The sequence below is a fragment of the Variovorax sp. Root411 genome (genome assembly GCF_001425205.1).
GTDB lineage: Bacteria > Pseudomonadota > Gammaproteobacteria > Burkholderiales > Burkholderiaceae_C > Variovorax.
Genome location: NZ_LMDW01000012.1, coordinates 533,697 through 551,126 on the forward strand (window position 1 = coordinate 533,697; position 17,430 = coordinate 551,126).

17 protein-coding genes are annotated in these 17,430 nt (G+C 68.0%); 13 read left to right on the top strand and 4 right to left on the bottom strand.

Annotation, left to right across the window (positions count from 1 at the left end):
• Positions 1–99 precede the first annotated feature (99 nt).
• From ASC92_RS13375 to ASC92_RS13400, 6 genes are read left to right on the top strand one after another with little or no spacing between them, the layout of a single operon-like run.
• Positions 100–1,779, top strand: coding sequence for an AMP-binding protein (locus ASC92_RS13375; RefSeq protein ID WP_056515929.1), 1,680 nt, complete (start codon positions 100–102; stop codon positions 1,777–1,779).
• Positions 1,776–3,401: a carboxyl transferase domain-containing protein gene (locus ASC92_RS13380; RefSeq protein WP_056515930.1), complete on the top strand. Its 1,626-nt coding sequence runs from the start codon at positions 1,776–1,778 to the stop codon at positions 3,399–3,401. The genes ASC92_RS13375 and ASC92_RS13380 overlap by 4 nt, the downstream gene beginning before the upstream one ends.
• A 36-nt stretch (positions 3,402–3,437) precedes the next feature.
• Positions 3,438–4,601 carry a hypothetical protein gene (locus ASC92_RS13385; protein ID WP_162245723.1) on the top strand — a complete coding sequence of 388 codons (1,164 nt, stop codon included), beginning with the start codon at positions 3,438–3,440 and terminating at the stop codon, positions 4,599–4,601.
• Complete coding sequence (locus ASC92_RS13390) at positions 4,598–5,389, top strand: enoyl-CoA hydratase/isomerase family protein (protein ID WP_056515935.1); 792 nt, start codon at positions 4,598–4,600, stop codon at positions 5,387–5,389. The genes ASC92_RS13385 and ASC92_RS13390 overlap by 4 nt, the downstream gene beginning before the upstream one ends.
• Before the next feature lie 9 nt (positions 5,390–5,398).
• On the top strand, positions 5,399–6,070 hold the full coding sequence (locus ASC92_RS13395; protein ID WP_056515938.1) for a DUF4126 domain-containing protein: 672 nt from the start codon (positions 5,399–5,401) through the stop codon (positions 6,068–6,070).
• Entirely contained in the window at positions 6,063–8,066 is a 2,004-nt protein-coding gene (locus tag ASC92_RS13400; protein WP_056515942.1) for an acetyl/propionyl/methylcrotonyl-CoA carboxylase subunit alpha, read from the top strand. Before ASC92_RS13395 ends, ASC92_RS13400 begins: the two co-directional genes overlap by 8 nt.
• Here the strand turns inward: ASC92_RS13400 and ASC92_RS13405 are convergent.
• Positions 8,063–8,377 carry an EthD family reductase gene (locus tag ASC92_RS13405; protein ID WP_056515945.1) on the bottom strand — a complete coding sequence of 105 codons (315 nt, stop codon included), beginning with the start codon at positions 8,375–8,377 and terminating at the stop codon, positions 8,063–8,065. The two genes, ASC92_RS13400 and ASC92_RS13405, sit on opposite strands and share 4 nt — an antisense overlap.
• Before the next feature lie 117 nt (positions 8,378–8,494).
• On the opposite strand from ASC92_RS13405, the gene ASC92_RS13410 reads away from it, so the two are divergent.
• The 7 genes from ASC92_RS13410 to ASC92_RS13440 all read left to right on the top strand — a co-directional run bounded on the left by ASC92_RS13410 (position 8,495) and on the right by ASC92_RS13440 (position 14,581).
• Positions 8,495–9,415 (top strand): 2-hydroxyacid dehydrogenase, encoded by a 921-nt coding sequence (locus ASC92_RS13410; RefSeq protein WP_056515947.1) that lies wholly within the window; start codon positions 8,495–8,497, stop codon positions 9,413–9,415.
• A gap of 87 nt (positions 9,416–9,502) precedes the next feature.
• Positions 9,503–10,252: an IclR family transcriptional regulator gene (locus tag ASC92_RS13415; RefSeq protein ID WP_056515951.1), complete on the top strand. Its 750-nt coding sequence runs from the start codon at positions 9,503–9,505 to the stop codon at positions 10,250–10,252.
• On the top strand, positions 10,249–10,638 hold the full coding sequence (locus ASC92_RS13420; RefSeq protein ID WP_056515953.1) for a cupin domain-containing protein: 390 nt from the start codon (positions 10,249–10,251) through the stop codon (positions 10,636–10,638). The genes ASC92_RS13415 and ASC92_RS13420 overlap by 4 nt, the downstream gene beginning before the upstream one ends.
• Before the next feature lie 27 nt (positions 10,639–10,665).
• On the top strand, positions 10,666–11,685 hold the full coding sequence (locus ASC92_RS13425; protein WP_056515956.1) for a Bug family tripartite tricarboxylate transporter substrate binding protein: 1,020 nt from the start codon (positions 10,666–10,668) through the stop codon (positions 11,683–11,685).
• Positions 11,686–11,878: 193 nt separating this feature from the next.
• The gene (locus ASC92_RS13430; RefSeq protein WP_056515959.1) at positions 11,879–13,105 is read left to right on the top strand and encodes a CaiB/BaiF CoA transferase family protein; all 1,227 of its coding nucleotides are present in this window, start codon (positions 11,879–11,881) and stop codon (positions 13,103–13,105) included.
• Positions 13,102–14,271, top strand: coding sequence for an acyl-CoA dehydrogenase family protein (locus tag ASC92_RS13435; protein WP_056515962.1), 1,170 nt, complete (start codon positions 13,102–13,104; stop codon positions 14,269–14,271). The genes ASC92_RS13430 and ASC92_RS13435 overlap by 4 nt, the downstream gene beginning before the upstream one ends.
• Before the next feature lie 10 nt (positions 14,272–14,281).
• Positions 14,282–14,581: an acylphosphatase gene (locus tag ASC92_RS13440; protein WP_056515965.1), complete on the top strand. Its 300-nt coding sequence runs from the start codon at positions 14,282–14,284 to the stop codon at positions 14,579–14,581.
• A 29-nt stretch (positions 14,582–14,610) separates the two neighbouring features.
• Here the strand turns inward: ASC92_RS13440 and ASC92_RS13445 are convergent, their stop codons facing one another.
• The 3 genes from ASC92_RS13445 to ASC92_RS13455 form a co-directional block, all read right to left on the bottom strand.
• Positions 14,611–15,579: a Bug family tripartite tricarboxylate transporter substrate binding protein gene (locus ASC92_RS13445; protein ID WP_056515968.1), complete on the bottom strand. Its 969-nt coding sequence runs from the start codon at positions 15,577–15,579 to the stop codon at positions 14,611–14,613.
• A 75-nt stretch (positions 15,580–15,654) separates the two neighbouring features.
• On the bottom strand, positions 15,655–16,611 hold the full coding sequence (locus tag ASC92_RS13450; protein ID WP_056515971.1) for a Bug family tripartite tricarboxylate transporter substrate binding protein: 957 nt from the start codon (positions 16,609–16,611) through the stop codon (positions 15,655–15,657).
• On the bottom strand, positions 16,608–17,414 hold the full coding sequence (locus tag ASC92_RS13455) for a citryl-CoA lyase (RefSeq protein ID WP_056515974.1): 807 nt from the start codon (positions 17,412–17,414) through the stop codon (positions 16,608–16,610). The genes ASC92_RS13450 and ASC92_RS13455 overlap by 4 nt, the downstream gene beginning before the upstream one ends.
• Positions 17,415–17,430 lie beyond the last annotated feature (16 nt).

Below are 17,430 nucleotides of genomic sequence, written 5' to 3' on the forward strand. Positions count from 1 at the left end.
GCGTTTGATGAGGCACTGCGCCGAACAGGCGCCGCTTGCCCCCATCCCAACCTTCCCCCAGAGGGGGAAGGAGCAAGACAAACGGAGACAAGGAAGGAAATGGAAATGACTGCTTCGTTGACCGAGAGCTACAACAAGGGCGCCACCGACGTCCCCCTCATCGAACAACCCATCGGCGACTTCTTCGACGACATGGTCGGCAAGCAGCCCGACCGCGAGGCGCTCATCAGCCGCCACGAAGGCCAGCGCTTCACCTACCGCGAGCTGCAGACCGAATCGAACCGCCTCGCCAGCGCCTTGCTGAACCTCGGCCTCGCCCCCGGCGACCGCGTCGGCATCTGGTCGCACAACAACGTTGCGTGGGTCCTGATGCAGATTGCCACCGCCAAGGTCGGCCTGATCCTCGTCAACATCAACCCCGCCTACCGGACCTCCGAGCTCGAATACGCGCTCAACAAGGTCGGCTGCAAGGCGCTGGTGACGATGGCGCAGTTCAAGACCAGCGACTACCTCGGCATGCTGCGCGAACTCGGCCCCAAGCACCTGCCGCAATTGCTGCACACCTTCTGGATCGACAAGCCCGGCCAGGGTGACGAGCAGCCCGGCATGCAGCGCTTCTCGCAGCTGCTCGCGAGCGGCGATGCCGCCGACCCGCGCGTGGCGCAGGTGCAGAAGACGCTCAAGGCCACCGACCCCATCAACATCCAGTTCACCAGCGGCACCACGGGCTTTCCCAAGGGCGCAACGCTCACGCACCGCAACATCCTGAACAACGGCTTCTTCATCGGCGAGTGCATGAAGCTCACGCCCGTCGACAGGCTCTGCATTCCCGTGCCTCTCTATCACTGCTTCGGCATGGTGCTCGGCAACCTGGCTTGCCTCACGCACGGCTCGGCGATCGTGTACCCGAACGACGGTTTCGATCCGCTCACCGTGCTGGAGACGGTGCAGGCCGAGAAGTGCACCGGCCTGCATGGCGTGCCCACCATGTTCATCGCCGAGCTCGACCATCCGCGCTTCAAGGAGTTCGACCTTTCCACGCTGCGCACCGGCATCATGGCCGGCTCGCCGTGCCCCATCGAGGTGATGAAGCGCGTGGTGAATGAAATGCACCTGAGCGAAATCACCATCGCCTACGGCATGACAGAGACCAGCCCCGTGAGCTGCCAGAGCAGCACCGACACGCCGCTGGACCGCCGCGTGTCGACCGTGGGCACCGTGCAGCCGCACCTCGAAGTGAAGATCGTCGACGCCGAGACCGGCGCGATCATGCCGGTCGGAAAATCGGGCGAGCTCTGTACGCGTGGCTACTCGGTGATGCACGGCTACTGGGAAGACGAGCCGAAGACGCGCGAAGCCATCGACGCCGAACACTGGATGCACACCGGCGACCTCGCCACCATGGACGCCGAGGGCTACGTCAACATCGTCGGCCGCATCAAGGACCTGGTGATCCGCGGCGGCGAGAACATCTACCCGCGCGAGATCGAAGAATTCCTGTATCGGCACCCGAAGGTGCAGGACGTGCAGGTGGTCGGCCTGCCCGACAAGAAGTACGGCGAGGAGCTGTGCGCCTGGATCATCGTCAAGCCCGGCCAGACCGCAACCGACACCGAGATCCGCGATTTCTGCAAGGGACAGATCGCGCACTACAAGGTGCCGAAGTACATCCAGTTCGTCACCGAGTTCCCGATGACGGTGACCGGCAAGATCCAGAAATTCAAGATCCGCGATGCCATGACCGAACAGCTCGGTCTCAGCCAAGAAAAGACAGCATGAGCCAACTCGAAACCAAACTGAATGCCCGTTCGGCCGACTTCCAGGCCAACGCCACCGCCATGCGCGCGCTGGTCGACGACCTGCGCCAGAAGTTCGCCAAAGTGGAGCAAGGCGGCGGCGAGGCCGCGCGCGCCAAGCACACGTCGCGTGGCAAGCTGCTGCCGCGCGACCGCGTCGCCGAGCTGCTCGACCCGGGCACGCCCTTCCTCGAGATCGCTCCGCTGGCCGCGCATGCGATGTACCTCGACGCCAAGGGCGCCGAATCGGCGCCGGGCGCCGGCCTCATCGCGGGCATCGGCCGCGTGAACGGGGTCGACTGCATGATCGTGTGCAACGACGCGACGGTGAAAGGCGGCACCTACTACCCGCTGACCGTCAAGAAGCACCTGCGCGCACAGGAGATCGCCGAGCAGAATCGCCTGCCCTGCATCTACCTCGTCGACTCGGGCGGTGCCAACCTGCCGAACCAGGACGAGGTGTTCCCCGACCGCGACCACTTCGGCCGCATCTTCTTCAACCAGGCCAACATGAGCGCGCAGGGCATCCCGCAGATCGCGGTGGTCATGGGCTCGTGCACGGCGGGTGGCGCCTACGTGCCGGCGATGAGCGACGAATCGATCATCGTGAAGAACCAGGGCACCATCTTCCTGGGCGGCCCGCCGCTCGTGAAGGCGGCTACCGGCGAAGTCGTGACGGCCGAAGACCTCGGTGGCGGCGACGTGCACACGCGGCTGTCGGGCGTGGTCGATCACCTCGCGCAGAACGATCTGCATGCGCTGGCGCTCGCGCGCTCGGCGGTGGCGAACCTCAATGCGAAGGCCGCGGCGGCAACGCCCACGAACACCCCGGTGCGCGCACCCGCATTCCCGCGCGAAGAACTCTATGGCGTGATCCCCACAGACACGCGCAAGCCCTTCGACGTGCGCGAGATCATCGCGCGCATCGTCGACGGCAGCGAGTTCCACGAGTTCAAGGCCCGCTTCGGCGCCACGCTGGTCTGCGGCTTCGCCGAGATCGAGGGCATGCCGGTGGGCATCGTCGCCAACAACGGCATCCTGTTCAGCGAGTCGGCGCAGAAGGGCGCGCACTTCATCGAACTGTGCTGCCAGCGCAAGATCCCGCTGGTGTTCCTGCAGAACATCACCGGCTTCATGGTGGGCCGCAAGTACGAGAACGAAGGCATCGCGCGCCACGGCGCCAAGATGGTGACGGCCGTGGCCACGGCCAACGTGCCCAAGTTCACCATCATCATCGGCGGCAGCTTCGGTGCCGGCAACTACGGCATGTGCGGCCGCGCGTACAGCCCGCGCTTCCTGTGGATGTGGCCCAACGCGCGCATCAGCGTGATGGGCGGCGAGCAGGCCGCGAGCGTGCTGGCGACGGTGAAGCGCGACGGCATCGAGCTCAAGGGCGGCAGCTGGAGCAAGGACGAGGAAGAAGCCTTCAAGGCGCCGATCCGCCAGCAGTACGAAGACCAGGGCCATCCGTACTACGCGACCGCGCGACTGTGGGACGACGGGATCATCGATCCGGCGGATACGCGGCGCGTGCTGGCGCTCGGTCTTGCCGCCGCCCGCAACGCACCCATTCCAGAGCCGAAGTTCGGTATCTTCCGCATGTAAGTCGGCCTCCGCCGGCTTCGAACAGGAAGTAATCGCATGATCTCGAAATCCCTTGGTACAAGTCAGCCGGGAGTCGGCTTTCTCGTGCTTGCTGCTTGCCTGGCGACATTGGCCATGCCCGCGCTCGCCCGCGACACGCGGCTGGTGCTGCCCATCTATCCGGTGATGCAGCAGCCCGCCACGCGCGAGGCCATCGGCAACGACGTGCAGCTTCGCTTCGCGACCACGCCGCAGCCACTCGTGTCTCAGTCGCAGATGCTCAAGGCCGAAAGCTATGCCCGGCCGTACTCCCCCACGCAGCGCTACGGCGACGGCCGGCCGGTGATCCGCAGCGACGAAGAGACCTGCCGCGAGGCCATGCGCAATACGCTGGTGGCGCTGTCCCAGGCAGCACGGGCGCGCGGCGTGCACACGGTGACACAGGTCGAGAGTTTTTACGAAGGCGCCGTGTTGTCGACGCCCGGTGCCTATGAATGCCATGCGGGCACCGGCAGCGCTGAAGTGCATCTGCGAGGCGTGGCGGGGGGCGATGGCGGCGCAGCAGCGACAGCAGGTGTCAACGTCGACGACGTCGATGCCGTTCCGGGCCTGAACGCGGAAGGTCGTGCGGCGTATCAGAAATTCTTGCAAATGAAGGCGCCTCGGGCCCTCGTCATCCGGCGGGCTGGCGACAGTTCGTGGGTCCACTGGGCCGATGGCCTGGTGCCGCGCGACATCAACCGGCCCTCGGACCCGACTCAGCGGGCGCTGGAATATTGCACCGAGCGCCACCAGGGCGAGTGCAGTGTCTACGCGGTCGATTACGCCGTGGTTTACCAGAAGCCTCAGCCTGCTGCAGCCGAACGCAAAGCGGCAACCGAAGGCCCCGTCGCCAGCCTCTACAAGTTGCCGACCGACAGCCACTTTGCCGACGTCAACGATCCCTCCGTGGTGCCCGTGCGTGAGCAGAGCAGGGAGCGCTACCTTGGATTCCTTGCCTTGCCCATGCCGCGCGCCTTTGCCATCGCGGCCGATGGCAGCGCGGCTTTCGCTTCCGGCGGCGCGGCGATGGCCGATGTCCTGAACACCTGCGAACGCGAAGGAAAGACCTGCTGGCTCTATGCCGTGGACGATCGCGTGGTGTGGAAGTCCGACCCGCACCAACGCATCGGCCGCGTCAACCAACTCTCCAGGATTCAACAGGATGCACGCACGCCATGAGTGATTACGAAAAACTCGATCTCCAGATAGAAGGCCCCATCGCGCGCATCTGGCTCGACCAGCCCGACGCCCGTAACGCCTTCGACGACATCGTCATCGCCGAGCTGACGCAGGCCTTCACCGAAGCCGGCGCCGCACCGCAGGTGAAAGCCATCGTGCTCGGCGCCAACGGCCCGGCCTTCTGCGCGGGCGCCAACCTCAACTGGATGCGCCGCATGGCCGACTACTCGCGCGACGAGAACATCGCCGACGCGGGCAAGCTGGCCGAGATGCTGCGCGTCATCGCCGAGTGCCCCAAGCCGACCATCGCGCGCGTGCAGGGCGACGTGTACGCCGGTGGCATGGGCCTCGTGGCCGCGTGCGACATGGCCGTGAGCGTCGACACCGCCTGGTACTGCCTCAGCGAAGTCAAGATCGGCCTCGTACCCGCGACCATCAGTCCCTACGTGCTGCGCGCCATGGGCACGCGCGCCTCGCAGCGCTACTTCCTCACCGCCGAGCGCTTCACGGCGGCCGAGGCCCACCGCATCGGCTTCGTGCATGAAGTGGTGGCGGCCGATGCGCTCGATGCCAAGGTCGACGAACTCGTGAAAGCGCTGACCGGTGCGAGCCCCGCCGCGGTGCGCGCGTGCAAGCAGCTGATCGCCGACGTGGCCGGCCGCGAGATCGACGACGCGCTGATCGCGAAGACGGTCGAAGGCATCGCCGACATCCGCGCGAGCGAGGAAGGCCGTGAAGGCGTGCAGGCTTTCCTGCAGAAGCGCAAGCCGTCCTGGCTGGGCCGCTGAGCACACGCGATGAACGCACTCGACATGCCCCAGCTGCTCGCACTGGCCGCCGCCATCGGCTGGGCCAGCGGCGTGCGGCTCTACCTCGTCGTGCTGCTGACCGGACTTGTCGGTTACTTCGGCTGGGTGCCATTGCCGAGCGGGCTGCAGTTGCTGGCGCACCCGGTGGTCATCGCTGCCAGTGGCTTCATGGTGTTCGTCGAATTCTTCGCCGACAAGATCCCCGGCCTCGATTCGCTGTGGGACGTGGTGCACACGGCCATCCGCATTCCCGCGGGTGCCGCGCTTGCAGCCAGCGTGTTCGGCGCCGACCATGGCGTGATGGCCATCGTCGCCGCACTGCTCGGCGGCAGCTTCGCGGCCACGGCGCACGCGGCCAAGGCCACGACGCGCGCGGCCATCAACACCTCGCCCGAGCCGTTCTCGAACGTGGGTGCTTCGCTGGTCGAAGACACGATGGTGCCGGCGGGGCTGTGGCTCGCGGTGGCGCATCCGCTGGTCTTCCTGGTGATGTTCGTCTTCGTGCTGGTGCTCAGCGTGTGGCTGATCCGCAAGAGCTGGCGCTTTCTCAAGGCGCTGTTCAGCCGCGTGGCCCGCATCTTCAGCGGCCGACCCGATCCGGGCGTCGTGCCCGCGTTTCAACTGAAAAAGAATCCTCCGGGAGACACTCCGAATGTTTAAGAAAATCCTCATCGCCAACCGTGGCGAGATCGCTTGCCGCGTGGCTGCAACGGCCCGCCGCATGGCCATCCGCACCGTCGCCGTGTATTCCGATGCCGACGCGCATGCCAACCACGTGCGCGCCTGCGACGAGTCGGTGCACCTCGGCGGCAGCGCCCCGAAGGACAGCTACCTGCGCTGGGAAAAGATCCTCGAAGCCGCCAAGGCCACGGGCGCCGAAGCCGTGCACCCCGGCTACGGCTTCCTCAGCGAGAACGAAGAATTCGCGCAGGCCTGCGCCGACGCCGGCCTGGTCTTCATCGGCCCGCCGCCCTCGGCCATCAAGGCGATGGGGCTGAAGGCCGAGTCGAAGCAGCTGATGGAAAAGGCCGGTGTGCCGCTGGTGCCCGGCTACCACGGCCACGACCAGAACCCGCAGCTGCTGCAGCGCGAGGCCGACCGCATCGGCTACCCGGTGCTCATCAAGGCCAGTGCGGGCGGCGGCGGCAAGGGCATGCGCGCGGTCGACAAGGCGGAAGACTTCGCCGCCGCGCTCGCCTCATGCCAGCGCGAGGCCATCAACAGCTTCGGCGACGACGCGGTGCTGATCGAGAAGTACGTGCAGCGCCCGCGCCACATCGAGATCCAGGTGTTCGGCGACACGCACGGCAACTACGTCTACCTGTTCGAGCGCGATTGCTCGGTGCAGCGGCGCCATCAGAAGGTGCTGGAAGAAGCACCCGCGCCCGGCATGACCGAGGCGATGCGCAAGCAGATGGGCGAGGCCGCGGTGGCCGCCGCGCGGGCGGTGAACTACGTCGGTGCTGGCACCGTGGAGTTCATCGTCGAACAGCGCGAAGGCGGCGAGATGAACTTCTTCTTCATGGAGATGAACACGCGGCTGCAGGTCGAACACCCGGTGACCGAAGCCATCACGGGGCAGGATCTCGTCGAATGGCAACTGCGCGTGGCCTCGGGCGAGGCGCTGCCCGCGAAGCAGGCCGACCTGCAGATCCACGGCCATGCCATCGAGGCGCGCATCTGCGCGGAGAACCCCGACAACAACTTCCTGCCCGCCACCGGCACGCTGCGCGTGTACCGCAAGCCGCAGGCGACCGCCTTCCAGCGCAGCCGCGTGCGCATCGACGACGGCGTGCGCGAGGGCGGCGAGATCTCGCCCTTCTACGACTCGATGATCGCCAAGCTCATCGTGCATGGCAGCACGCGCGACGAGGCGCTGGCCCGGCTCGACGCCGCGCTGGCGCAGGTGCAGATCGTGGGCGTGGCGACCAACGTGCAGTTCCTGCGCGGCATCCTGGCGACCGAATCGTTCTCGAAGGCGAACCTCGACACCGCGCTGATCGAGCGCGAACGCGCCGTGCTGTTCGACCGCGAGCCGCTGGGACTGCCGCTGGCTGCTGCCGCCGCGATCACGCGCACGCTGATCACCGAGTGGCCCGCGAAGATGCCCGATCCTTTTGCGCGGCGCGACGGCTGGCGCTCGCTGGGCGAATACCGGCGCCACTTCGACTTCGAGTTCCGCGGTGCCGAGCAGACCGCCCTGCTGACCTACAAGCGCGACGGCGGCCTGTGGCTCGAAGCCGGTGGCGCCGAAGGTCCGCTGGTCATCGGCCAGTTCCCGAGCGGTGAATTCGAGGTCGAGTTCGCCGGCACGCGCCAGACGCTCGACGTGCACGTCGATGGCGCCACGGCGCACGTCTTTGCCTCGAAGGGCGCGACGAAGATCACCGCCATCGATCGCCTCGCCCATGCGGGCGACACCCACGCCGAAGGCGGCCGGCTCACGGCGCCGATGCCCGGCAAGGTCGTGTCCTTCGCCGTCAAGGCCGGCGACAAGGTCAGCCGCGGCCAGCCGCTCGCGGTGATGGAGGCCATGAAGATGGAGCACACCATCGCAGCACCGGCCGACGGCACGGTGGAGGAGCTGATGTTCGCGCCGGGCGAGCAGGTGGCCGAAGGCGACGAGCTGTTGCGGATGGCCGCCGCGGCGGCTTAGCCCACCACCACTTCGCTGATCTGCATGACGGGCGCGATGTCGGTGTAGTTCCTGATGTCGCCCTGGATCTCCTTGGCGTGCGGGCCGAACGCCGCCTGGAAGGCCTCGGCCGAGTCGCAGAACACGTGGCACATGCCGACATAGGCCGGCGGGGTGCCGGGCGCGCCGCCGGCCAGGCCTTTGTCGATGGTGTACGCCTTGCAGGCATCGCCCATGCGCGCCTTCAGCAGCGGCATGTGCTTGTCGCGGTAGTAGGCGTGGTCGAACCGTGCGCCTTCGGTGTAGGGGTACATCACGCTGACTTTGATCATGCTTCGGTCTCCGGGTGTGTCGAGGTTCTGGTAGGTCGCGCGCGAGCATAGAAGAAGGCTTCGGGCGGTACAAGCCGCCGAGCCGGCGCGCGGACCGGGGCCCCTAAGATCCGGTGCATGAAAATCATCGTCTCCCTGACCGACAACCGCCCCGAACCCTGGATCGAAGGCCTGAAGGCCGAGCTGCCCGATGCGCAGATCGAGGTCTGGAAGCCCGGCGCCGCCCAGGCCGACCATGCGGTGGTGTGGGCGCCGCCCCAGCAGCTGCTCGACGAGCAACCCGGGCTGCGCGGCTTGTTCAACATCGGCGCGGGCGTCGATGCGCTGCTCAAGCTGAAGGTGCCGGCGCACACGCGCATCGTGCGGCTCGACGACGCGGGCATGTCGGTGCAGATGGCCGAGTACGTCTGCCACACGCTGATTCGCCACTTCCGCGAGTTCGACGCCTACGAGGCCGATGCGCGCGAGGGCAAGTGGAGCTACCGCAAGCCGAAGCTGCGGCGCGACTTCCCGGTCGGGATCATGGGTCTGGGCGTGCTTGGCGAGCGCGTGGCAAAGGCGGTCGCGCAGTTCGAGTTTCCGGTGCTGGGCTGGAGCCGTTCGCCGAAGGAGATCGACGGCGTGCGCGTGTTCAGCGGCGAGGCGCAGTTCGACGAGTTCCTGTCGTCCACGCGCGTGCTCGTGAACCTGCTGCCGCTGACGGAGGCGACGCGCGGCATCCTCAACCGCGGCACGTTGGGCAAACTGAAACCCGAGGGTTACCTGATCAGCATCGCGCGCGGCGCGCACCTCGTGGAAGACGACCTGATCCCGATGCTCGACGCCGGCCAGCTCGCGGGCGCGACGCTCGACGTGTTCCAGGTCGAGCCGCTGCCGGCGGACCATGCGTTCTGGCGGCACCCGAAGATCACCGTGACGCCGCACGGCTCGGCGCGCACGCTGCGCGAGGAGTCCATCGCCCAGATCGCCGGGAAGATCCGGGCGATGGAGCAGGGCCTGCCGATCGCCGGCGTGGTCGATCCGGCGCGCGGGTACTGACACGCGCCACCTTCGTTCCCGTGGAAACGCGGCGCGGGCAGGGGAAACCCCGAAGCGCCGATTTTTCATAAGCATGAAAATATTTTCATGACTGTGAAAACTGCATTCCGCGTGATCGAGATCGTCGAGCTCTTCGCTCGCGAGAAGCAGCCGCTGGCGCTGTCCGAGATGGCTCGCCTGCTCGACATGCCGGTGTCGAGTTGCCTGGGCCTGATCCGCACGCTCGAAGAGCAGGGCTACATGTACGAAACCGGCCGCCGCCAGGGCTACTACCCGACGGGCCGGCTGCTCGCGATGGCGCAGGTCATCGCCGCCCACGACCCGGTGCTCGACCGGGTGAAGGCCACGCTCGAGGAGTTGCGCGATGCGGCGCGCGAGACGGTGGTGTTCGCCAAATTCCGCGATGCGGGCCTGGTGGTGTACCTGGAGGTGCTGAGCGCGCCGCAGAGCATCCGCTACACGGCCGAGTCGGGCGAGACGCGCCCGGCGTACGCCAATTCGCTGGGCCGTGCGTTGCTTTCCACGCTCGCGCCCGATGTGCGCCGCAAGCTGCTCGACGGCATGGCGCTCACGCCGCTGACCGACGCCACGCTCACCACCGCCGATGCCATCGAAGCCGAACTGCAGCGCTCTGCCGCGCGCGGCTGGTACGGCAACCTCGGCGAAAGCATTCCCGACCTGATTGGCCTCGCTTGGCCGCTGCGCATCGGCGGCGAGGCCTACGCGATCTCGGTCGCCGGTCCGCGCTACCGCATGGAGGCGCGCATCGAGGAGATCGCGGCGATGCTGCGCTCGGCCTGCCTCGCCATCGAACCCAAGACCGAAAGCACCCGATGACCGCAAGCACTCCCCGCTACTTCGTCCGCGAAGCCGACATCGCCGGCTACCACCCGGCCAACCACACCGGCACGCTCAACAAGCGCCTGATCGGCCCCGAGACCGTGGGCGCGAAGCAGCTCGAAGTGCTGGTCGGCCACATCCAGAAGGGCAAGGGCGCGCTGCCGCACGCGCACCCGGGCATCGAGCAGGTCTGCTACATGCTCGAAGGCCGTGCAGTCGCCGAGGTGGGCGGCCAGCGGCAGGAGCTGCACCCTGGTGACAGCTGCTTTTTTCCGGCCGACGCGATGCACACCTTCACGGTGGTGAGCGACGAGCCGGTGCGCGTGCTGGTGATCTACAGCCCGCCATACGAGGAACTGCCGGAGCGCGTGATCCGGCCCTGAAGCGACAACAACCCGGAGACAAACCACATGCAGACGACGAAGAACGCGACTGAAGAGAAATCGGTCGTGGTGGCCGGCCGCCGCCGTTTCATTTCCATCGGCGCCGCCGCGGGCCTGGCCGGCGCTGCGCCGTGGGCCTTTGCACAGGAGGGCTACCCGAAGCAGCCGATCCGCATCGTCGTGCCCTTCGCGGCCGGCAGCGGCACCGACGCGGTGGCGCGCATCACCGCGCAGATGCTCGGCGAGGCGCTCAAGGGCTCGGTCATCGTCGACAACAAGGCCGGTGCCAATGGTGTGATCGGCGCCGAAGCCGTGGCCAAGGCGCCGCCCGACGGCTACACGCTCTTTATGACGACCAACACCACGCACTCGGCCAACCCGAGCCTGATGAAGTCGCTGCCCTACGACCCGGTGAAAGACTTCGCGCCCGTGAGCCGCATGGGCAACTTGCCGTTCATGCTGGTGGTGAACAACGACCTGCCCGTGAAGAGCGTGGCCGAGCTGCTGGCCTGGGGCCGCGCGCACCCCGGCAAGCTGACCTATGCGAGTGGCAACAGCACGGGCATCGTGAGCGGCGCCACGCTGTCGCGCATGAGCGGCGTGCCTATGCTGCACGTGCCGTACAAGAGCACGCCGCCGGCCATTGCCGACCTGATCGGCGGGCAGGTGTCGATGATGGTGGTCGATCTGGCCGCGGGCCTTGCCACGGTGAAGGCCGGCAAGATGCGCGCGATTGCCGTCACCACGCAGGAGCGCACCAAGCTCTTCCCCGAGCTGCCGCCGCTGGCCGATACGCCCGAGCTGAAAGGCTTCGACATCACGTCGTGGAACGGCGTGTTCGCGCCGGCCGGTACGCCGCGCGACATCGTGCTGAAGCTCAACAAGGCGCTGTCGGAGATGGCGAACGGCGCGGCCTTCCGCGAGCGTGTGAGCAAGCTGGGCTTCGATGCGTTCGGCAGCACGCCCGAGGAGCTGGGAGCGTTCACGGTGTCGGAGCTGGCGAAGTGGAAGAAGCTGATCCAAGCTGCGGGGATTCAGCCCGAATGAAGCTGCGCGCCGCGGACCTCACCCTCGCCCCAACCCTCTCCCGCCAGCGGGAGAGGGGGCAAGACAAGGGCTGCATGACTCCCTCTCCCCTTGGGGAGAGGGCGGGGGTGAGGGCAAGCGGCGCATCCGTCGGGCGCTCTGCCTGCCCCCATCCCAGCCTTCCCACGGAAGGGGAAGGAGCGAAGACCAAGACATGAATTCCACAGGACCTCTCCAAGGCATCCGCATCCTCGACCTCACGGCCGTGGTGATGGGCCCCTACGCCACGCAGACGCTTGGCGACCTCGGCGCCGACGTCATCAAGGTCGAACCGCCAGGCGGCGACAACCTGCGCGCCGTCGGCCCGATGCGCCACCCCGGCATGGGCGCGATGGCGATGCACCTCAACCGCAACAAGCGCTCCATCGTGCTCGACCTCAAGCAGCCCGAGGGCCGCGAGGCCTGCCTGAAGCTCGCGGCAAGTTGCGATGCGCTGATCTACAACACCCGTCCGCAGGCGATGGCGCGGCTCGGGCTCGGCTACGACGCGGTGGCCGCGGTGAGCCCGAAGATCGTCTACCTCGGCGCTTTCGGCTATGGCGAGCAGGGGCCCTACGCCGGCAGGCCCGCGTACGACGATCTGATCCAGGGCGCGGCAGGCGTGGCCTCGCTGTTCGCGCAGCAAAGCGGTGGCGAACCGCGCTATGCACCCGTCACGCTGGCCGACCGCGCCGTCGGCCTGCAGGCCGCCATCGCGCTGCTTGCTGCCGTGCTGCACGCGCAACGCACGGGCAAGGGCCAGGCGGTCGAGGTGCCGATGTTCGAGGCGCTCTCGCAGTTCGTCATGGGCGACCACCTCGGCGGCCACAGCTTCGAGCCGCCGCTCGGCCCCACCGGCTACGCGCGCCTGCTCGCGCCGCATCGCAAGCCCTATGCAACATCGGACGGCCACCTCAGCGTGCTGATCTACAACGACAAGCACTGGCAGGCCTTCTTCGACCTGATCGGCCGGCCCGAGCTGCGCAGCTCACCGATGTTCGGCACGCACACCGCGCGCGCCGCGAACATCGGCGCGGTGTACGCCTTCGTCGCCGAGGCGATGGCCACGCGCACCAGCGACGAATGGTTCGCCGCACTGGCTGCCGCCGACATCCCCGTCGCACGCCTGCACAGCACCGAGAGCCTGCTCGACGACCCGCACCTGCGCGCCGTCGATTTCTATCCCGAGCTCGACCACCCGACCGAGGGCCGCATCCGCACCCTCGCGCCGGTCGGCCGCTACAGCGCCACGCCCACCGCCATCCGCCGGCCCACGCCGCGCATCGGCGAGCAGAGCGTGGAACTGCTGCGCGAAGCGGGCTATGGCGATGAGGCCATCGCCCGCATGCTCGAGCGCGGCGTCACGCTACAACCGGCCCCACACAAGGACGACAACGAATGAATTTCTCCCTCGACGAAGACCATCGCTCGCTGGTCGCGGCCATCGAACGCCTCTGCGAAGACTTCCCCGCCGACTACTGGCGCGACCACGACGACCGCGCCGTGTTTCCGCACGCGTTCCACCGCGCCGTGGCAGAGAGTGGCTGGCTCGGCATCGCCATGCCCGAGGCGCAGGGCGGCGCGGGGCTCGGCATCACCGAGGCCGCGCTGATGATGCGTGCCATCAGCGCCTCGGGCGCAGGCATGTCGGGCGCGTCCTCGGTGCACATGAACATCTTCGGCCTCAACCCGGTGGTGGTGTTCGGCACCGAGGCGCAACGCCAGCGCTTCCTGCCGCCGCTGATCGCGGGCACCGAGAAAGCCTGCTTCGCCGTGACCGAGCCCGACGCGGGGCTGGACACCACCAGCCTCAAGACGCAGGCGGTGCGCCAGCCCGGAGGCAGCTACCTGCTGCACGGCCGCAAGCTCTGGATCTCGACCGCGCAGGTCGCCGACCGCATGCTCATCCTCACGCGCACCACGCCGATCGACCAGGTGAAGAAGCCCACGCAAGGCCTCACGCTGTTCTACACGGCACTGGACCGCAGCAAGGTCGAGGTGCGCGAGATCCACAAGCTGGGCCGCGCGGCGGTCGACTCGAACATGCTCTTCATCGACGGGCTCGAAGTGCCGGAGGAAGACCGCATCGGCGAGGAAGGGCGCGGCTTCGAATACATCCTGCACGGCCTCAACCCCGAGCGCATATTGATCGCCGCGGAAGCCATCGGCATCGGCCGCGCGGCGCTGCGCATCGCCTCGCAGTACGCGCAGGAGCGCATCGTGTTCGGCCGGCCCATCGGGCAGAACCAGGGCGTGGCGCATCCGCTCGCGCGGGCCTGGGCCAATCTCGAGGCGGCCGACCTGATGGTGTTCAAGGCCGCCACGCTGTACGACGCGGGCGAGCCCTGCGGCATCGAGGCCAATGCCGCCAAGTACCTCGCGGCCGAGGCGGCGCACGATGCCTGCCAGAACGCGATCCTCACGCTGGGCGGCATGGGCTATGCGAAGGAATACCATGTCGAGCGCCTGCTGCGCGAGAGCTACATTCCGCGCATCGCGCCGGTCAGCCCGCAGATGATCCTGAACTTCATCGCGGAGAAGGCGCTCGGGCTGCCCAAGTCGTATTGATCGCCATGCCATGAACAACGACATCACCGTCACCCGCCACCTCGTCATCCGCGGCCTCGTGCAGGGCGTGGGCTACCGCTGGTCGATGGTGCAGGTCGCGCAGCGGCTCGGCGTGCACGGCTGGGTGCGCAACCGCCGCGACGGCAGCGTGGAAGCGCTGGCGATCGGCGAGGCTGGCGCGGTCGAGGCGCTGGTCCGTTGGGCGCAGCAGGGGCCGGACAGCGCGCGCGTGGATGCGGTCGATGCGGTGGTGGCGGACGACATGCGCGACGGGTGGGTCGACAGCTTCGCGCAGCGCGAGACGGTCTAGCGCCAGCGCCCGTTCACGTATCCACCCGCTCAGTCGACGCGGATGTTCTTTGCCTTCACGATGCGGCTGTAGATCTCCGCATCGCGCCGCACCGCTGCGGCCATCTCGGCCTGCGTCAGCCCCAGCGGCTCGCTGTTCAGCTCGCGGATGCGCCGGGACAGGTCGGGGTTCTTGCTGGCCTCGACCATCACGGCGTTGAAGCGCTGCTGCACCGCGGCCGGCGTCGCGGCCGGTGCCCAGATGCCGTGCCACGACGTCATCGTGAGGCCGGGCACCACCTCGGAGAGCGTGGGCACGTCGGGCATGGCGGGATGGCGGTTCGGGCCCGAATAGGCCAGTGCTTGCACGCGGCCGCTGCTGATGAGCGGGTAGCCGGTGGCGATCGGCTCCATCAGCGTGTCAACCTGGCCGCCCATCACGTCGGTCACCGGGCTCGCCCGATAAGGCACGTGCAGCATGTCGGTGCCGGTCTCTTCCTTTAGCCATTCCACGATCAGATGAGAGGGGCTGCCCGCGCCGTACGAGGCGTGCGAGATCGCGCCCGGCTTCGCCTTCGCAGCGGCCACCAGTTCCTTGACCGACTTCGCCGGGAACTTCGGGTTCGCGATCAGCACCAGCCCCTGCCGCATCGTGGTGGCGACCGGCACCAGGTCCTTCTGCGGATCGAAGGGCAGCTTGCCGTAGATGTAGGGATTGATGGTGAACGCCGTCGACAGGTTGTAGAGGAATGTGTAGCCGTCGGGCGCGGCCTTCGCTACCGTGTCGGAGGCCAGGTTGCCGGCCGTGCCCGGCTTGTTGTCGATCACCACGGGAACGCCGAGTTGTCGCGCCGCGTACTCGCCGTACAGGCGCGCGAAGATGTCCGGCGGCGTGCCGGGCGCGAAGCCCACCACGATGCGGATGGGCTTGCTGGGCCAGGCCGCGTTCTGCGCGAACGCGACGCTGCACGCGAGGCCCATGAGAAGAAGGCCGGTCAACCATTGGATTCTCGAACGCATGAATGTCTCCTGTCGCAGGCCGTGCCCGCTTGTTTGTGTGAATCGGCTCCCTGGCCCGGTCTCTTTTTCCGCCACTCAGTCGATCTGCGCACCCGAGCGCTGCACGGCCTCGCCCCACTTGGCGATCTCCGCGCGGGCGAAGGCGTCGAGCTGGTCGGCGTTCATCTCGGTGCGCTCCACGCCCTGCAGCGCGAGCTTCTCGCGGACCTCGGGCTGGGCCAGCACCTGGCGCGTGGCCTCGCGCAGGCGGTCGCGCTGCGCGGCGGGCATGCTGCCCGGCGCGTAGAGCATGAACCACGCGACGAGGTCGAAGTCCTTCACGCCCTGTTCCATCAGCGTGGGCACGTCGGGTGCGGCGGCGCTGCGCTTCGCGCTCGACACGCCGAGCGCGCGCAGCTTGCCCGCGCGCACCTGCGGCAGCACCGCGGCCGGGTGATAGAACATGAACTGCACGTTGCCGGCCATCAGCTCGGTCATGGCCTGCGCGCCGTCGCGGTAGGGCACGTGCATGAAGCTCTTCGACAGGCGCACGTTGAGCAGTTCGCCCGCCAGGTGGCCCGAGGTGCCGTTGCCGGCCGAGGCGAAGTTCACGTTGCCGGTGGCGCGGCCCAGGTCGGCCACGTTCTTCCAGGGCGAACCGGCGGGCACCACCAGGAGCGTGGGTGTGGCGCCCACGAAGCCCAGCGGCACGAAGTCGCGCAGCGGCTGGTAGCTCAGCCGCTTGTAGAGCGAGGGATTGATGGCGTGCGTGCCGACCGTGCCCAGCAGCAGGGTCTGGCCATCGGTGCCGGCGCGCGCGACCTGCTCGCTGCCGATGGACCCGCCCGCACCGGGCTTGTTCTCCACGATCGCGGCCACGCCCAGCTGGCGCCCCAGCGCGTCGGCCAGGATGCGGCCGACGATGTCGGTGGTGGTGCCGGCGCCGAAGGGCACCACGATCTTCAGCGGCCGCGACGACCCCTGCGAGGGCATCTGTGCCAGCGCGGCACCGGTGGCCAGCAGCGTGCTGGCGAGCAGCAGGCGGCGCCTCATGCCGCGCTCCCGAAGCCGGCGGGCACATCGCCTTCATACTGCAGCTCGCGCGTGGCCTGGTAGGACAGCGCGAAGCCGCTCGGCGTCTCGGCCTCCTCGGCCAGGTGCGCGATCAGTCCCGCGGTGCGCGCAAGGATGGGCACGCCGCGCAGCGATGCCACCGGAAAGCCCACGCCGAGCAGCACGGCCGGGATGGCGGCCGAGACGTTCATGCGCAGTTCGCGGCCCACGATGTCGGGAATCACGCGCTCCAGCGCCTGCGCGATGCGCACGTAGCGCAGGTCGGCGCCGGCCTGGGCAGCCACTTCGATCAGGCGGTCCACGCGCGGGTCGTTCGCCTTGTGCAGCGGATGGCCGTAGCCGGGGATGGCCTGACGGCCTTCCTTCAGTGCGCGGATCGTGGCGGCGGCCACATCGTTGAGTGCTTCGCCCGCATCGACGCGCGCCGCCACCTCGGCGAACAACCGGCCCGCGGTTTCCGACGCACCGAGGATCACCGAGCCGCAACCCAGGATGCCGGCGGCCACCGCGCCCTGCAGCGCGTCGGGCGCGGCGGCGAAGGTCATGCGGCTGGCCTGCACGCTGGGCACCAGCCCGTGCTCGGCGATCGCCACCAGCGTGGCGTTGAGCACGGCGCTGCAGGCCGCGTCGGGTCGCTTGCCGGTGAGCAGGAGGAAGAAGTAGTCCGCGAAAGACAGCTGGCCGATCAGGTCGCGGCACAGGTCGTGCCCGCGCACGACGATGGTGTGTTCGTCCGACGTGCAGATGGCGGTGCGCGGGACGGTGGATTTGCCGATTTTCATGGGGTGTACAGGCTCA

Bases quoted from the DNA above. Each gene is read 5' to 3' on its own strand.
- ASC92_RS13375 (WP_056515929.1), top strand. From the start codon at position 100: ATGGAAATGACTGCTTCGTTGACCGAGAGCTACAACAAGGGCGCCACC.
- ASC92_RS13380 (WP_056515930.1), top strand. From the start codon at position 1,776: ATGAGCCAACTCGAAACCAAACTGAATGCCCGTTCGGCCGACTTCCAG.
- ASC92_RS13385 (WP_162245723.1), top strand. From the start codon at position 3,438: ATGATCTCGAAATCCCTTGGTACAAGTCAGCCGGGAGTCGGCTTTCTC.
- ASC92_RS13390 (WP_056515935.1), top strand. From the start codon at position 4,598: ATGAGTGATTACGAAAAACTCGATCTCCAGATAGAAGGCCCCATCGCG.
- ASC92_RS13395 (WP_056515938.1), top strand. From the start codon at position 5,399: ATGAACGCACTCGACATGCCCCAGCTGCTCGCACTGGCCGCCGCCATC.
- ASC92_RS13400 (WP_056515942.1), top strand. From the start codon at position 6,063: ATGTTTAAGAAAATCCTCATCGCCAACCGTGGCGAGATCGCTTGCCGC.
- ASC92_RS13405 (WP_056515945.1), bottom strand. From the start codon at position 8,377: ATGATCAAAGTCAGCGTGATGTACCCCTACACCGAAGGCGCACGGTTC.
- ASC92_RS13410 (WP_056515947.1), top strand. From the start codon at position 8,495: ATGAAAATCATCGTCTCCCTGACCGACAACCGCCCCGAACCCTGGATC.
- ASC92_RS13415 (WP_056515951.1), top strand. From the start codon at position 9,503: ATGACTGTGAAAACTGCATTCCGCGTGATCGAGATCGTCGAGCTCTTC.
- ASC92_RS13420 (WP_056515953.1), top strand. From the start codon at position 10,249: ATGACCGCAAGCACTCCCCGCTACTTCGTCCGCGAAGCCGACATCGCC.
- ASC92_RS13425 (WP_056515956.1), top strand. From the start codon at position 10,666: ATGCAGACGACGAAGAACGCGACTGAAGAGAAATCGGTCGTGGTGGCC.
- ASC92_RS13430 (WP_056515959.1), top strand. From the start codon at position 11,879: ATGAATTCCACAGGACCTCTCCAAGGCATCCGCATCCTCGACCTCACG.
- ASC92_RS13435 (WP_056515962.1), top strand. From the start codon at position 13,102: ATGAATTTCTCCCTCGACGAAGACCATCGCTCGCTGGTCGCGGCCATC.
- ASC92_RS13440 (WP_056515965.1), top strand. From the start codon at position 14,282: ATGAACAACGACATCACCGTCACCCGCCACCTCGTCATCCGCGGCCTC.
- ASC92_RS13445 (WP_056515968.1), bottom strand. From the start codon at position 15,579: ATGCGTTCGAGAATCCAATGGTTGACCGGCCTTCTTCTCATGGGCCTC.
- ASC92_RS13450 (WP_056515971.1), bottom strand. From the start codon at position 16,611: ATGAGGCGCCGCCTGCTGCTCGCCAGCACGCTGCTGGCCACCGGTGCC.
- ASC92_RS13455 (WP_056515974.1), bottom strand. From the start codon at position 17,414: ATGAAAATCGGCAAATCCACCGTCCCGCGCACCGCCATCTGCACGTCG.